This is a genomic window from Pseudomonas sp. LB3P58, from assembly GCF_054897895.1.
In genome coordinates this window covers 5,917,573-5,931,837 of the sequence record NZ_JBUBVE010000001.1, presented here as the reverse complement: position 1 = coordinate 5,931,837, position 14,265 = coordinate 5,917,573, and the positions used below count along the sequence as shown (strand labels likewise).

The following is a 14,265-nucleotide window of genomic DNA, read 5'->3' as shown; positions in this document are numbered from 1 at the left end:
CACTAGCCTATGCACATTCGGCATAATGCCCGTGTGACGCCGCGTGTGCGGCGAGCGTGTGACCTAAATTGGTGCGTGTCCGGGAGGGCGTGATGAACCTTGAAAGTAAATGGCTGGAGGACTTTAGTGCTCTGGCTGCCACCCGCAGCTTCTCCCAGGCTGCCGAACGACGCTTCGTGACGCAGCCAGCGTTCAGCCGGCGAATCCGCAGCCTCGAAGCCGCGCTCGGCCTGCAACTGGTCAACCGTTCGCGCACGCCGATCGAGCTGACGGCGGCGGGGCAGTTGTTTCTGGTCACCGCGCGAACGGTGGTCGAGCAGCTCGGTGAAGTGTTACGTCACCTTCATCATCTGGAAGGCGGGCAGGGTGAAGTGATGCAGGTTGCCGCTGCTCACTCCTTGGCGCTGGGTTTCTTCCCGCGCTGGATCGCGCAGTTGCGTAATGAAGGCCTGAACATCGCGACGCGCCTGGTGGCAACCAACGTCGGTGATGCGGTGCATGCCCTGCGCGAAGGCGGCTGCGATCTGATGCTGGCGTTCTACGACCCGGATGCCGCGATGCAGATGGACCCGGAGATTTTCCCGTCGCTGCACCTTGGCGACACTGAAATGCTCCCGGTCTGCGCGGCGGACACCGAGGGCAAGCCGCTGTTCGATCTGGAAGGCGAAGGCAGCGTCCCGCTGCTCGCCTACAGCGCCGGTGCATTTCTCGGGCGTTCGGTGAACATGCTGCTGCGCCAGCGTGCGCTGCGCTTCACCACCATCTATGAGACGGCCATGGCCGACAGCCTCAAAAGCATGGCGCTGGAAGGATTGGGCATTGCCTGGGTTCCGCGGCTCAGCGTGCGGGCCGAACTGGCGCGCGGTGAGTTGGTGGTTTGCGGTGGCCCGCAATGGCATGTACCGCTGGAGATTCGTCTGTATCGCTGCGCGCTGGTGCGCAAGGCGAACGTGCGGTTGTTGTGGCGCAAGCTGGAAGGCGGCGCCGCGCAAGGTACAACGGGTTCCTGAGACCACTGAAGATCAAATGTGGGAGCGAGCTTGCTCGCGATAGCGGACTAACATTCAACATCAATGGTGACTGTCCCGACGCCATCGCGAGCAAGCTCGCTCCCACAGGGGTTGGTGGTGTAATTGATTGACCTTCAAGTCAATAAAACCGGTACTTTGCGCCGAATGACAGATGGTCGCTATGGGGGCTGTTTATCTGCTTCATTGAGGTATACTGCGCGGCCTTCGGCCGGTTCGTCCGGCCATAATTCGTACAATCAAGCCACGCATTTTGCGTGGCTTGTTGTTTTTTGACGCGCCTGCGGGCGCCCAGAGAGAAGAGGCACGACGATGAGTGCACTGGTTGGCGTGATCATGGGCTCCAAGTCCGATTGGTCCACCCTTAGCCACACCGCCGATATGCTGGAAAAGCTCGGCATTCCTTACGAGGTGAAAGTGGTCTCTGCCCACCGCACCCCGGACCTGCTGTTCCAGTACGCCGAAGAGGCTGAGGCGCGTGGCATCGAGGTGATTATCGCCGGTGCTGGCGGCGCAGCCCACTTGCCAGGCATGTGTGCAGCCAAGACCCACCTGCCGGTGCTGGGCGTGCCGGTGCAGTCGTCGATGCTCTCGGGCGTCGATTCGCTGCTGTCTATCGTGCAGATGCCCGCGGGCATTCCGGTCGCCACCCTGGCCATCGGCAAGGCTGGCGCGATCAACGCCGCGCTGCTCTCGGCGAGCATCCTCGGCGCCAAACGCCCGCAGTTCCACGCGGTGCTGAAAAAATTCCGCGCTGAGCAGACAGACAGCGTCCTGGAAAATCCAGACCCACGCATCGCCTGAGGTTGTTGACGATGAAGATCGGTGTAATCGGTGGCGGCCAGTTGGGTCGCATGTTGGCGCTGGCGGGCACTCCGCTGGGCATGAACTTCGCTTTCCTGGACCCCGCGCCGGATGCTTGCGCAGCCGCGTTGGGCGAACACCTGCGGGCCGATTACGGCGATCAGGATCACCTGCGTCAGCTGGCCGATGAAGTCGATCTGGTGACTTTCGAATTCGAAAGCGTCCCGGCCGAAACCGTGGCCTTCCTGTCGCAATTCGTCCCGGTCTACCCGAGCGCCGAAGCCCTGCGCATCGCCCGTGATCGCTGGTTCGAGAAGAGCATGTTCAAGGACCTGGGGATTCCCACCCCGGCGTTCGCCGACATTCAATCGCAAGCCGATCTGGACGCTGCCGTGGCTTCCATCGGTCTGCCGGCCGTGCTGAAAACCCGCACCCTGGGTTACGACGGCAAGGGCCAGAAGGTCCTGCGCAAGCCTGAAGACGTGGCCGGTACGTTCGCCGAATTGGGCAGCGTGGCCTGCCTGCTGGAAGGTTTCGTGCCGTTCACCGGCGAAGTGTCGTTGATCGCCGTGCGCGCTCGCGATGGCGAAACAAGGTTCTATCCGCTGGTTCACAACACCCACGACAGCGGCATCCTCAAGTTGTCCGTGGCCAGCACCGACCACCCGCTGCAAGCCTTGGCGGAAGACTATTCCAGCCGTGTGCTCAAGCAGCTGAATTACGTCGGCGTGATGGCGTTCGAGTTCTTTGAAGTCGACGGTGGCCTCAAGGCCAACGAGATCGCCCCGCGTGTGCATAACTCGGGTCACTGGACCACTGAAGGTGCCGAGTGCAGCCAGTTCGAAAACCACCTGCGGGCCATTGCCGGTCTGCCGCTGGGTTCGACGGCCAAGGTCGGCGAGAGCGCGATGCTCAACTTCATCGGCGTTGTACCGCCGGTTGAGAAGGTGATCGCGATTGCCGATTGCCACCTGCACCACTACGGCAAGGCGTTCAAGGCCGGTCGCAAGGTCGGGCACGCCAACCTGCGCTGTGCAGACCGCGATACGCTGGCGGCACAGATCCTCAAGGTCGAAGCGCTCATCGCCGAGTAAAATAGTTTCATGTGGCAGCGGCGGAACCATTCAGGGGCCGCCGTTCTCTCATGGCAGGATGCCAAAGTCTGACTAGGCTTTGGGCATTGCCATTCAATCAGAGGGAAATGCCATGGGAATTATCGGAACCATCTTTATCGGCTTGATCGTCGGCCTGCTGGCACGGTTCCTGAAACCGGGCGATGACAGCATGGGCTGGATCATGACCATCCTGCTCGGTATCGGCGGTTCGCTGGCGGCCACTTACGGCGGCCAGGCTCTGGGCATCTACCAGGCCGGTCAAGGTGCAGGCTTCATCGGTGCGCTGGTTGGCGCGGTGGTGTTGCTGGTGATCTACGGTTTGATCAAAAAGAACTGATCCAAAGCGACAAAGCCCCCTCTGCGCCGCACGCAGAGAGGGCTAGAATGCTCGGCGTTGCACCGTCCTCTCCTTTACCGAGCACCTCCATGCGCCGTCTTTTACTGACTTTCCTTTTACTGGGCTCGGGCCTCGCCCATGCCGGCGAATTGCCGGAAACCGACTGGCTCGAATTGATGCCAAAGTCGGACCAGAAAGCCCTCGAGGCCATGCCTGAAATCGACCACAACTCACCCGAAGCCAATGGCACCTTTACCAAAAAGGGTGGCATGAAGCAGAGCAAGGGTTTGCCGGCGGTGATGTATTCGACCAAAACCGTGCCGTCGATGAACGACAAGAACATCCGCATCGGTGGTTATCCGGTGCCGCTGGAATCCGACGCCCAGGGCCGCAGCACGCTGTTCTTCCTCGTGCCGTATCCGGGCGCCTGCATCCATGTGCCGCCGCCGCCACCTAATCAATTGGTGTTGGTGCGTTATCCGAAAGGTTTGAAGCTGAATGACATCTACACGCCGCTGTGGGTGACCGGCACGCTGAAGGTCGAGAAGGTCAACAACGACCTGGCTGATGCGGCGTATGCGCTGGATGCGGCGAAAGTGCGGGTAGTTAAAGAGTCGGATTTGTAACGCGTCAGTCAGCCTGGCACAAACCAAATGTGGGAGCGGGCTTGCTCGCGAAGAGGCCATAACATTCAACATCATCGTTGACTGTCACACCGCCTTCGCGAGCAAGCCCGCTCCCACATTGGTTTTACGGTGTTACAGGGATTTGCTACCGATGCTGACGCCGAGGGTATGGCTCGCACCCGGTGCCAGCGTCACCACATCATTCATCACGTTCGCCGTTTCAATGCACAGCATGCGCTGCCAGCCATCGTCGGCCATGTCGCTGAACGCCGCAGCGCGATCAATCCACGGATTCCAGATCACCGCCGAGCGTGAACCGCTGCTGGTCAGCTCGATGCGTCGTTCCCAGGCCGGATCGACAATGCTCAGCTTCGCCGGGGTATTGAGATAGATACGATCGGTCTCGCCGGCAAAACGCAGATCGCCGGTCTGAGTGACGGTTTTCCAGTCGTCCAGAGTTTCGATGTAACTCAAGCCATCCAGCCCTTCGACATGCACTTCGCGTACATCGCTGACCGCGAAATAGCTGTGCAGCGCCTGGCTGATGGTGACTGTGTCAGCGCCCTGGTTATGGCTGGTCAGGCTGATGTGCAGTTGCTCATCCAGACGAATGCTCAGCTTCAAATCCAACTGATGCGGCCAGCCTGGCAAGCCGCCTTCAGGGTAAGGCAGAACAAACTCCACCTTGAGGCTTTCGCCCTCGGTTTCAATGCCGCCCAGTTCCCAGTCCATCGCTCTTACCAGCCCGTGGGCGGTCGGCGCTTCGTTGCTGACACGCATCGCCTGAACGCTCTGCGGGTTGCGCGGCAGATTGCCGAACCACGGCCAGCACACCGGAACCCCGGCGCGGATGCTCTTGCCAGTCTTGAACACGGCCTCGTCGTTGAGCCAGATCAGCGGCGGTTGCCCGGCCACTTGATAACTGAGGATGTGCGCGCCCTGCTGGGCAACCAGCAATTCGGCCTGACCGTGGCGGATGCGCCAGCAGTTCAGTTCATCCAGTTTCACGGCTTCAACGTTGGGCGTACTCATGGGCAACTCTCGATCAGGAACAATGACTGCAATGGACCGCAGAAAAGTCGCAGTGTTTAACGAGCTCTCGGCGGAACCGAACGGGTGCGGCCGCTGCCGTCGATGGCGACGAACACAAACACGGCTTCAGTCACTTTACGCCATTCACTGGACAGCGGATCGTCACTCCAGACTTCGACCATCATCTGAATCGAGCTGCGGCCGATTTCCAGCGCCTGGGTATAGAAGGAGAGCTGAGCGCCCACCGCTACCGGAACCAGAAACGCCATGCGGTCGATCGCAACCGTAGCCACGCGGCCACCCGCGACTTTGCTGGCCATTGCGGTGCCGGCCAAATCCATCTGCGACACCAGCCAACCGCCGAAAATATCGCCAAAGCCGTTGGTTTCGCGAGGAAGCGCGGTAATTTGCAGGGCAAGGTCGCCTTGCGGGATTGGATCTTCTTGTTCGAGCTCTATCATGCCGGGGGTGCCTCTGACCCGTGACTCTCATTGGTACTTCAGGTGAATAGCCGTCTCAAGGAAAAACGATTCAGCCCCGAACATACTACGTTCGTCACGTTTTTCGTAAGGCGCCTAAAGGGAAACTCTGCGAAATCGGCTGACGGCTGCCAACGACGTTTTCGCACAGCAACCCCTTACAAGCAGGTGCAGGATTGCGAGTATATCGGTCGGTAGACTCCGAGACGACCGTCCGGTTCTCATTTCGACCGTCAAATACGCACCTCTATGTGCTTTTTCGAACAATTTGCTATCGTGCCGGACCTGCCCAAGCCTCAGCCAGCGTTGTTGGGGTTGCAGATCCGACTATAAGAGAAGCCTTGCCATGACCACAGCGCCTTCGAGCATCGCGCAGCCAACCCAGTCCGCACGTCCGCTGACTCGCAACGACTACAAGACGTTATCGCTGTCTGCCCTGGGCGGCGCGCTGGAGTTTTACGACTTCATCATTTTCGTGTTCTTCGCCACGGTGGTCGGCAAGCTGTTCTTCCCGGCCGACATGCCCGAGTGGCTGCGCTTGATGCAGACCTTCGGGATCTTTGCCGCCGGTTACCTGGCGCGTCCGCTGGGCGGTATCGTCATGGCGCACTTCGGCGACCTGCTGGGACGCAAGAAGATGTTCACCCTGAGCATTTTCATGATGGCGGTGCCGACCCTGATCATGGGTTTGCTGCCGACTTATGCACAGATCGGCATGTGGGCGCCGATCCTGTTGCTGCTGATGCGGGTGATTCAGGGCGCGGCGATTGGCGGTGAAGTGCCGGGCGCGTGGGTATTCGTTTCCGAACACGTGCCGCAGCGGCACATCGGCTACGCCTGCGGCACCCTGACCTGCGGCCTGACGGCCGGTATCCTGCTGGGCTCGCTGGTCGCCACCGCGATCAACAGCATTTACACCCCGGTCGAAGTGTCGGATTACGCATGGCGGATTCCGTTCCTGCTGGGTGGCGTGTTCGGCCTGTTCTCGGTTTACCTGCGCCGCTGGTTGCACGAGACGCCGGTATTCGCCGAGCTGCAACTGCGCAAGGCACTGGCAGAAGAAGTGCCGCTGCGCGCGGTGTTGCGCGACCATCGCGGGGCGATCCTGATTTCCATGCTGCTGACCTGGCTGCTGTCCGCCGGCATCATCGTGGTCATCCTGATGACCCCGACCGTGCTGCAGACCGTCTACCACTTCTCGCCAACCACCGCATTGCAGGCCAACAGCCTGGCGATCGTGTTTCTGAGCCTGGGCTGCGTCGCCTCCGGTGCACTGGCTGACCGCTTCGGCGCGGGTCGTGTCTTCGTGTTCGGCAGTGCCGCGTTGCTGATCAGTTCGTGGACCTTCTACCACAGCCTGTTCAACCACCCGGACTGGCTGTTCCCGATGTACGCCGTGACCGGCTTGCTGGTCGGCACCATCGGTGCAGTGCCGTATGTGATGGTCAAAGCCTTCCCGGCGGTGGTGCGCTTCAGCGGGCTGTCGTTCTCCTACAACCTGGCCTACGCCATCTTCGGCGGCCTGACCCCTATGGTCGTTACGCTGCTGCTGAAGGAAAGCCCGATGGGGCCAGCCTATTACGTGGCGATTATTTGTGGGGTCGGGGTTCTGGTGGGCGCGTATCTCTGGAAGAAAGGTCGCTAAGCCGACCCTTTGTATCGACTGCACTGGCCCCATCGCGAGCAGGCTCGCTCCCACAGGTTGAACGCGGACCACTGTGGGAGCGAGCCTGCTCGCGATGAAGGCGACGCGAATCATCCTGCAAAAGATCGAATGCTGGCCTTTCATCCAATTGTCATATTTCAGCCATAGAGTGTTCACACGGCCTGCTGATACTTGGCCCCGACTTAACACACCTATCTGCTAGGAGTAAGGCATGAAACTGAAGCGTTTGATGGCGGCAATGACTTTTGTCGCTGCTGGCGTTGCGACTGCCAACGCGTTCGCCGCTGTTGACCCGTCGATCCCGAGCTACACCAAGACCACTGGTGTGTCGGGCAACTTGTCCAGTGTCGGCTCCGATACCCTGGCCAACCTCATGACCCTGTGGGCTGAGAACTACAAAAAAGAATACCCGAACGTAAACATCCAGATTCAGGCCGCTGGCTCCGCCACTGCGCCACCTGCGCTGACTGAAGGCACCTCTAACCTGGGCCCGATGAGCCGCAAGATGAAGGACACCGAACTGGCTGCCTTCGAGCAGAAGTACGGCTACAAGCCAACCGCTATCCCGGTTGCAGTAGACGCCCTGGCTATCTTTGTTCACAAAGACAACCCGATCCAGCACCTGACCATGGAACAAGTCGACGCAGTCTTCTCGTCCACTCGTCTGTGCGGCGCTAAAACCGACGTGAAAACCTGGGGCGACCTGGGCGTGACCGGCGACCTGGCGAACAAGCCGGTTCAGCTGTTCGGTCGTAACTCGGTATCCGGCACCTACGGCTACTTCAAAGAAGAAGCCCTGTGCAAAGGCGACTACAAGCCAAACGTCAACGAACAACCAGGCTCGGCTTCGGTCGTGCAGTCGATCAGCTCCTCGCTGAACGGCATCGGTTACTCGGGCATCGGCTACAAAACCGCTTCCGTGAAGACTGTGGCTCTGGCCAAAAAAGGCACCACTGAATTCATTGAAGACACCGAAGAAAACGCCCTGAACGGCAAGTACCCGCTGTCGCGTTTCCTCTACGTTTACGTCAACAAAGCCCCGAACAAACCTCTGGCGCCGCTGGAAGCTGAGTTCGTGAAGCTGGTTCTGTCCAAACAGGGCCAGGAAGTTGTAGTGAAAGACGGCTACATCCCACTGCCGGCCAAGGTTGCTGCAAAAGCACTGGCTGACCTGGGTCTGCAGGAAGGCGGCGCTGAAGTCGCAAAAAAGTAAAACCTTGAGTCCGGGATAAACCCGGACTCTGTAGGAGCTGTCGAGTGAAACGAGGCTGCGATCTTTTGATCTGGCCTCTAACCGCAAGATCAAAAGATCGCAGCCTCGGTTCCCTCGACAGCTCCTACAACCCCCAAATTTTCAGTCCACTGCCAGTTCCCGCTGGCGGCGGATTTGTTGCGTCACTGCATTGTCATCTTTCTGTCATACAGGATCGCTAGGGTGTGCGAATGAATGATCTGGCCAATTCCACCATGACTACTAATCCCCCCAAGCGAATTGACTTCAATACGCCTGAGTTGCAACGCAAGCGCCGCATCCGCGCGCTCAAAGATCGCCTGACCCGCTGGTACGTCCTCGTGGGCGGCCTCGCCGTTCTCGGCGCGATCACGCTGATCTTCTTCTTCCTGGCTTACGTTGTCGCGCCCCTGTTTCAGGGCGCTGACCTGACCGCCAAGGACGCCATCACGCCCGCCTGGATGCAAGACGCCGGCAAGCCGTTGATGATCTCCCTGGAAGAACAGAACCAGGTCGCCATGCGGGTTTCCGACAAGGGCCAGGCGTTGTTCTTCGATATCGACAGTGGCGCTGAACTCAAGCGCGTCGATCTGTCGATTCCGGCCGGCACTACCGTGACCTCCATCGGTGAAGACCAACCAGGCCATCCATTGGTGGCGGTGGGCTTGTCCAACGGCCAGGCACTGGTATTCCGTCACACTTATAAAGTCAGCTACCCGGACGGCAAGAAAACCATCTCGCCAGCCATTGAATACCCGTACGGTGAAACGCCGATCGCACTGAACGAGGCGGGCGGTGCGCTGGAGCACGTCAGCCTTAACGCAACCGATTCGACCCTGATGCTGGTCGGCTCCACCGGTTCACAACTCAATGTTTTGTCGCTGACCAGCGAAGAAAACATGATGACCGGCGAAGTCACCAATGAGCAGAAGCGCATCGATCTGCCGCAGATGACGGAGCCGGTGAAGAACATCTTCGTCGACCCGCGTCAGCAATGGCTGTACGTGATTAACGGTCGCGCCCAGGCCGACGTGTTCAGCCTGCGCGACAAGAGCCTCAACGGTCGCTACAAACTGCTGGATGATGGCGAAGCGCAGATCACCGCCAGTACTCAACTGGTGGGCGGCATCTCGCTGATCCTCGGTGACTCCAAGGGTGGTCTGGCTCAGTGGTTCATGGCGCGCGACCCGGACGGCGAGCTGCGTCTGAAGCAGATTCGTACCTTCCAGATGGGCACCGCGCCGATTGTGGAAATCACCGCCGAAGAGCGTCGCAAAGGCTTCGTTGCCCTCGACGCGTCCGGCAAGCTCGGCGTCTTCCACAGTACCGCTCACCGCACGTTGCTGGTCGATCAGGTGGTGGAAGGCCAAGGCATTTTCGGTCTGTCGCCGCGTGCCAACCGCATCATCGTCGAGGCCAACGGTAAGGTGCAGCCGCTGTTGCTGGACAATCCGCACCCGGAAGTTTCGTGGAGCGCATTGTGGAGCAAGGTCTGGTACGAGAACTACGACGAGCCTAAATACGTCTGGCAATCGACCGCCGCCAACACTGACTTCGAACCGAAGATGAGCTTGTCTCCGCTGACCTTCGGTACCTTGAAAGCCGCGTTCTACGCCATGCTGTTGGCCGCGCCGCTGGCCGTCGCTGCGGCAATCTACACCGCATACTTCATGGCCCCAAGCTTGCGCCGCAAGGTCAAACCGGTGATCGAGTTGATGGAAGCGATGCCGACGGTGATCCTCGGCTTCTTCGCCGGCCTGTTCCTCGCGCCGTATGTGGAAGGTCACTTGCCGGGCATCTTCAGCCTGCTGATGCTCGTGCCGATCGGCATTCTGGTAGCGGGTTTCACCTTTAGCCGCTTGCCTGAATCGATCCGCCTGAAAGTGCCGGAAGGCTGGGAAAGCGCGATCCTGATCCCGGTGATCCTGTTCGTGGGCTGGCTCTCGCTGTACATGAGCCCGTACATGGAAACCTGGTTCTTCGGCGGCGACATGCGCATGTGGATCTCCCACGACCTGGGCATCACCTACGACCAGCGCAACGCACTGGTGGTGGGTCTGGCCATGGGCTTCGCGGTGATCCCGAACATCTACTCCATCGCCGAAGACGCCGTGTTCAGCGTGCCACGTGGCCTGACTCTTGGCTCCCTGGCCCTCGGTGCCACGCCATGGCAGACCATGACTCGCGTGGTGATCCTCACCGCCAGCCCGGGCATCTTCTCGGCGCTGATGATCGGCATGGGCCGTGCGGTCGGTGAAACGATGATCGTGCTGATGGCCACCGGTAACACCCCGGTCATGGAAATGAACCTGTTCGAAGGCCTGCGCACACTGGCCGCCAACGTCGCGGTGGAAATGCCCGAATCGGAAGTCGGCGGCAGCCACTACCGCGTGCTGTTCCTCTCGGCGCTGGTGCTGCTGTTGTTCACCTTCGTCATGAACACCCTCGCGGAACTGATTCGTCAGCGTCTGCGCAAGAAATACTCGTCGCTTTAAGAAAGGTAGAAGTCTGTGAAACAGAACTCCCTGAATGGATGGTTCAAGAGCGGCGCCCCCGGCGTCTGGATCAGCGGTGGCGCGGTGTCCATCGCGGTCATCATGACCATTGGCCTGCTGGCCGTGATTGCCGTGCGCGGTCTGGGCCACTTCTGGCCGGCGGACCTGATCCACGCCAGTTACGACGTGCCGGGCCAGGCCAATCACCTGGTCATCGGTGAAGTGGTACAGAAAGAAGAAGTGCCACGTGAGCGCCTGAAAAGCGCCGGCCTGCCGGTGCCCGATCAGGGCCCGGAGTTCATGACCCGCGAGCTGATCAAGGTTGGCAACCGTGACTTGAACGGCAACGACTTCACCTGGATCGTCGGCGAGTGGCTGACCAACCAGAAGACGCCGCCAGAGCTGATGACTATCGAGCGTCGCGAATGGGGCAACTTCTACGGCTACCTGGTCAACGTCAAACAGGACGGCAAGGTCATCGCTGAAGGCGAAGCGGCGTGGCCTGAGTTGCAGGCGCGTGTGGAACGCGTCAACAAGCTCGCCGCGCAGCTCAAGACCCTTGAAAAGGTCGACATCGGCGCGATCAACTCGGGTCTGGAGCGTGTGCGTCTGCACGGCCGCAAACTGGAGTTGGCAGGCCAGCTCGACGCTACCGCACAAGCTGACATGGAATCCGAGCGCGCTGAGCTCAATGCGCGCTATCAAGACATCGAAGCCCGTCTGAATGACCTGCACGCCCAATTCAACCGCGACAGCCTCACGGCCCGCGATGCGAACGGCAAAGAAATCGAAATCAGCATCGGTAAAGTGGTACACGCCTACCAGCCGAACGCGATGGGCACCGTTACCAAGATCGGCTTCTACTTCAGCAAGGTGTGGGAATTCCTCAGTGATGACCCGCGTGAAGCGAACACCGAAGGCGGGATCTTCCCGGCGATTTTCGGCACCGTGATGATGACGTTGATCATGGCGATGATCGTGACCCCGTTCGGCGTGCTGGCGGCGGTTTACCTGCGTGAATACGCCAAGCAGAACGCGCTTACGCGGATTATCCGCATCGCCGTGAACAACCTGGCCGGTGTTCCAGCCATCGTTTACGGCGTGTTCGGTCTGGGCTTCTTCGTCTACGTATTGGGCGGCTCGGTTGACCGGTTGTTCTTCCCTGAAGCACTGCCGGCACCGACCTTCGGTACGCCGGGTCTGCTCTGGGCCTCGCTGACCCTGGCGCTGCTGGCGGTGCCGGTGGTGATCGTGGCCACTGAAGAAGGTCTGGCGCGGATCCCTCGCACCGTGCGTGAAGGCTCGTTGGCCCTCGGCGCAACCAAGGCTGAAACCTTGTGGAAGATCGTACTGCCGATGGCCAGCCCGGCGATGATGACCGGCATGATCCTCGCGGTGGCTCGCGCCGCCGGTGAAGTGGCGCCGCTGATGCTGGTAGGTGTGGTGAAACTGGCGCCGTCGCTGCCGCTGGACGGCAACTACCCGTACCTTCACCTGGACCAGAAGATCATGCACCTGGGCTTCCATATTTATGACGTCGGCTTCCAGAGCCCGAACGTCGAAGCTGCGCGGCCGCTGGTGTACGCCACGGCGCTGCTGCTGGTGCTGGTGATCGCCACGCTTAACCTGTCGGCCGTCTATATCCGTAACCACCTGCGCGAAAAATACAAAGCGCTGGATAGCTGATAGCTGCCGCAAAAATTGAATGGGCTGCTGGCCTCAATGCCAGCCGCTCACTGAACCGAATTTGTTAGCACAGGGAGCCTCCCATGCAGCACGAAGCACATACCCACGGCATCAACATGTCGGCGCTGGGTCGCGACAAACAGAGCCTGAGTCTCGAACAGGAAACCGTGGCCATTGAAGTGCCGGGCCTGAGCCTGTTCTACGGCGACAAACAAGCGCTGTACGACGTCAGCATGAACATCCCGAAACAGCGCGTGACGGCCTTTATCGGCCCGTCCGGCTGCGGCAAGTCCACGCTGCTGCGCACCTTCAACCGCATGAACGACCTGGTGGATGGCTGCCGTGTCGAAGGCGAGATCAACCTCTACGGCAACAACATTTACCGTAAGGGCGAAGACGTGGCCGAGCTGCGTCGTCGCGTCGGCATGGTGTTCCAGAAGCCCAACCCGTTCCCGAAAACCATCTACGAGAACGTGGTTTACGGCCTGCGCATCCAGGGCATCAACAAGAAGCGCATCCTCGACGAAGCCGTCGAGTGGGCGTTGAAAGGCGCGGCACTGTGGGACGAAGTCAAAGACCGTCTGCATGAGTCGGCGCTGGGCTTGTCCGGTGGTCAGCAACAACGTCTGGTGATCGCTCGCACCATCGCCGTGGAACCGGAAGTGCTGCTGCTCGACGAACCGTGCTCGGCACTCGACCCGATCTCCACGCTGAAAGTCGAAGAGCTGATCTACGAACTGAAATCGAAGTTCACCATCGTCATCGTGACCCACAACATGCAACAGGCCGCGCGGGTTTCCGATTACACGGCGTTCATGTACATGGGCAAACTGGTGGAATTCGGCGACACCGATACCCTGTTCACCAATCCGGCGAAGAAGCAGACCGAAGACTACATCACGGGTCGCTACGGCTAGGAAGCTGTTGTTGCTCACTGAACTGACGCTGCGGTCCACCGCACCTTACCGGACGCTCCAAGGACGCCAACATGATTAGTAAAGAAGGCCTTACCCATCACATCTCCGCGCAGTTCAACGCTGAGCTCGAGGAAGTGCGCAGCCACCTCCTGGCCATGGGCGGGCTGGTGGAAAAGCAGGTCAACGACGCGGTGACCGCGCTGATCGAGGCCGACTCCGGCCTGGCCCAGCAGGTTCGCGAGATCGACGACCAGATCAACCAGATGGAACGCAACATCGACGAAGAATGCCTGCGCATTCTGGCCCGTCGTCAGCCGGCGGCGTCGGACTTGCGTTTGATCATCAGCATCTCCAAGTCGGTGATCGACCTGGAGCGTATCGGTGACGAAGCGACCAAGATCGCCCGTCGCGCCATCCAGTTGTGCGAAGAAGGCGAAGCCCCGCGGGGTTACGTCGAGGTTCGCCACATCGGCGACCAGGTCCGCAACATGGTTCGCGATGCACTGGACGCCTTTGCCCGCTTCGACGCCGACCTGGCGTTGTCGGTGGCCCAGTACGACAAGATCATCGACCGCGAATACAAAACCGCACTGCGCGAGCTCGCCACCTACATGATGGAAGACCCGCGCTCTATCTCGCGGGTCTTGAGCATCATTTGGGTGCTGCGTTCGCTGGAACGGATCGGCGACCACGCACGCAATATCTCGGAGCTGGTGATTTACCTGGTGCGCGGCACCGACGTGCGGCACCTGGGCCTCAAGCGCATGAAAGAAGAAGTTGAAGGCACAAGTGGTGAAACCGCTAATGTTCCGGGCAAAGCTGACGATAAGTAAGATTGCCTGAGAAAAG

Annotated in this window: 13 protein-coding genes; 11 read left to right on the top strand and 2 right to left on the bottom strand. The window is 59.9% G+C overall.

What is annotated here, in order from left to right:
* Positions 1–92 precede the first annotated feature (92 nt).
* The 5 genes from ACYZTZ_RS27710 (at position 93) to ACYZTZ_RS27690 (ending at position 3,910) form a co-directional block, all read left to right on the top strand.
* Positions 93–1,010, top strand: a complete 918-nt coding sequence (locus tag ACYZTZ_RS27710) for a LysR substrate-binding domain-containing protein (protein ID WP_462000261.1) — start codon at positions 93–95, stop codon at positions 1,008–1,010.
* Between the two features lie 330 nt (positions 1,011–1,340).
* Positions 1,341–1,832 (top strand): 5-(carboxyamino)imidazole ribonucleotide mutase, encoded by a 492-nt coding sequence (gene purE / locus ACYZTZ_RS27705; RefSeq protein ID WP_046044990.1) that lies wholly within the window; start codon positions 1,341–1,343, stop codon positions 1,830–1,832.
* 11 nt (positions 1,833–1,843) lie between these two features.
* Positions 1,844–2,926 (top strand): 5-(carboxyamino)imidazole ribonucleotide synthase, encoded by a 1,083-nt coding sequence (locus tag ACYZTZ_RS27700; RefSeq protein ID WP_462000260.1) that lies wholly within the window; start codon positions 1,844–1,846, stop codon positions 2,924–2,926.
* Positions 2,927–3,038: 112 nt separating this feature from the next.
* Positions 3,039–3,284: a GlsB/YeaQ/YmgE family stress response membrane protein gene (locus tag ACYZTZ_RS27695; protein ID WP_008030708.1), complete on the top strand. Its 246-nt coding sequence runs from the start codon at positions 3,039–3,041 to the stop codon at positions 3,282–3,284.
* 89 nt (positions 3,285–3,373) lie between these two features.
* Positions 3,374–3,910: a DUF3299 domain-containing protein gene (locus ACYZTZ_RS27690; RefSeq protein WP_033059274.1), complete on the top strand. Its 537-nt coding sequence runs from the start codon at positions 3,374–3,376 to the stop codon at positions 3,908–3,910.
* A 132-nt stretch (positions 3,911–4,042) separates the two neighbouring features.
* Here ACYZTZ_RS27690 and ACYZTZ_RS27685 read toward each other — a convergent pair whose 3' ends face one another.
* Both ACYZTZ_RS27685 and ACYZTZ_RS27680 read right to left on the bottom strand, forming a co-directional pair.
* Positions 4,043–4,942 (bottom strand): D-hexose-6-phosphate mutarotase, encoded by a 900-nt coding sequence (locus tag ACYZTZ_RS27685; RefSeq protein WP_462000259.1) that lies wholly within the window; start codon positions 4,940–4,942, stop codon positions 4,043–4,045.
* Positions 4,943–4,998: 56 nt separating this feature from the next.
* A complete protein-coding gene (locus ACYZTZ_RS27680; protein WP_003177184.1) occupies positions 4,999–5,403 on the bottom strand; it encodes an acyl-CoA thioesterase in 405 nt (134 codons plus the stop codon).
* Between the two features lie 364 nt (positions 5,404–5,767).
* Here ACYZTZ_RS27680 and ACYZTZ_RS27675 point away from each other — a divergent pair, with 364 nt between their 5' ends.
* The 6 genes from ACYZTZ_RS27675 (at position 5,768) to phoU (ending at position 14,249) form a co-directional block, all read left to right on the top strand.
* Complete coding sequence (locus ACYZTZ_RS27675; protein WP_462000258.1) at positions 5,768–7,066, top strand: MFS transporter; 1,299 nt, start codon at positions 5,768–5,770, stop codon at positions 7,064–7,066.
* Between the two features lie 232 nt (positions 7,067–7,298).
* Positions 7,299–8,300, top strand: a complete 1,002-nt coding sequence (locus ACYZTZ_RS27670) for a phosphate ABC transporter substrate-binding protein PstS (RefSeq protein WP_046044995.1) — start codon at positions 7,299–7,301, stop codon at positions 8,298–8,300.
* Positions 8,301–8,530: 230 nt separating this feature from the next.
* Positions 8,531–10,813, top strand: a complete 2,283-nt coding sequence (locus ACYZTZ_RS27665; protein WP_462000257.1) for an ABC transporter permease subunit — start codon at positions 8,531–8,533, stop codon at positions 10,811–10,813.
* A gap of 15 nt (positions 10,814–10,828) precedes the next feature.
* The gene (pstA, locus tag ACYZTZ_RS27660) at positions 10,829–12,499 is read left to right on the top strand and encodes a phosphate ABC transporter permease PstA (RefSeq protein ID WP_462000256.1); all 1,671 of its coding nucleotides are present in this window, start codon (positions 10,829–10,831) and stop codon (positions 12,497–12,499) included.
* Between the two features lie 83 nt (positions 12,500–12,582).
* On the top strand, positions 12,583–13,416 hold the full coding sequence (pstB, locus tag ACYZTZ_RS27655) for a phosphate ABC transporter ATP-binding protein PstB (RefSeq protein WP_033059285.1): 834 nt from the start codon (positions 12,583–12,585) through the stop codon (positions 13,414–13,416).
* 71 nt (positions 13,417–13,487) lie between these two features.
* Complete coding sequence (gene phoU / locus ACYZTZ_RS27650) at positions 13,488–14,249, top strand: phosphate signaling complex protein PhoU (protein WP_008150055.1); 762 nt, start codon at positions 13,488–13,490, stop codon at positions 14,247–14,249.
* Positions 14,250–14,265 lie beyond the last annotated feature (16 nt).

Bases quoted from the DNA above. Each gene is read 5' to 3' on its own strand.
- ACYZTZ_RS27665 (WP_462000257.1), top strand. From the start codon at position 8,531: ATGAATGATCTGGCCAATTCCACCATGACTACTAATCCCCCCAAGCGA.
- ACYZTZ_RS27675 (WP_462000258.1), top strand. From the start codon at position 5,768: ATGACCACAGCGCCTTCGAGCATCGCGCAGCCAACCCAGTCCGCACGT.
- ACYZTZ_RS27695 (WP_008030708.1), top strand. From the start codon at position 3,039: ATGGGAATTATCGGAACCATCTTTATCGGCTTGATCGTCGGCCTGCTG.
- ACYZTZ_RS27670 (WP_046044995.1), top strand. From the start codon at position 7,299: ATGAAACTGAAGCGTTTGATGGCGGCAATGACTTTTGTCGCTGCTGGC.
- ACYZTZ_RS27710 (WP_462000261.1), top strand. From the start codon at position 93: ATGAACCTTGAAAGTAAATGGCTGGAGGACTTTAGTGCTCTGGCTGCC.
- ACYZTZ_RS27690 (WP_033059274.1), top strand. From the start codon at position 3,374: ATGCGCCGTCTTTTACTGACTTTCCTTTTACTGGGCTCGGGCCTCGCC.
- ACYZTZ_RS27700 (WP_462000260.1), top strand. From the start codon at position 1,844: ATGAAGATCGGTGTAATCGGTGGCGGCCAGTTGGGTCGCATGTTGGCG.
- pstB (WP_033059285.1), top strand. From the start codon at position 12,583: ATGCAGCACGAAGCACATACCCACGGCATCAACATGTCGGCGCTGGGT.
- phoU (WP_008150055.1), top strand. From the start codon at position 13,488: ATGATTAGTAAAGAAGGCCTTACCCATCACATCTCCGCGCAGTTCAAC.
- ACYZTZ_RS27685 (WP_462000259.1), bottom strand. From the start codon at position 4,942: ATGAGTACGCCCAACGTTGAAGCCGTGAAACTGGATGAACTGAACTGC.
- purE (WP_046044990.1), top strand. From the start codon at position 1,341: ATGAGTGCACTGGTTGGCGTGATCATGGGCTCCAAGTCCGATTGGTCC.
- ACYZTZ_RS27680 (WP_003177184.1), bottom strand. From the start codon at position 5,403: ATGATAGAGCTCGAACAAGAAGATCCAATCCCGCAAGGCGACCTTGCC.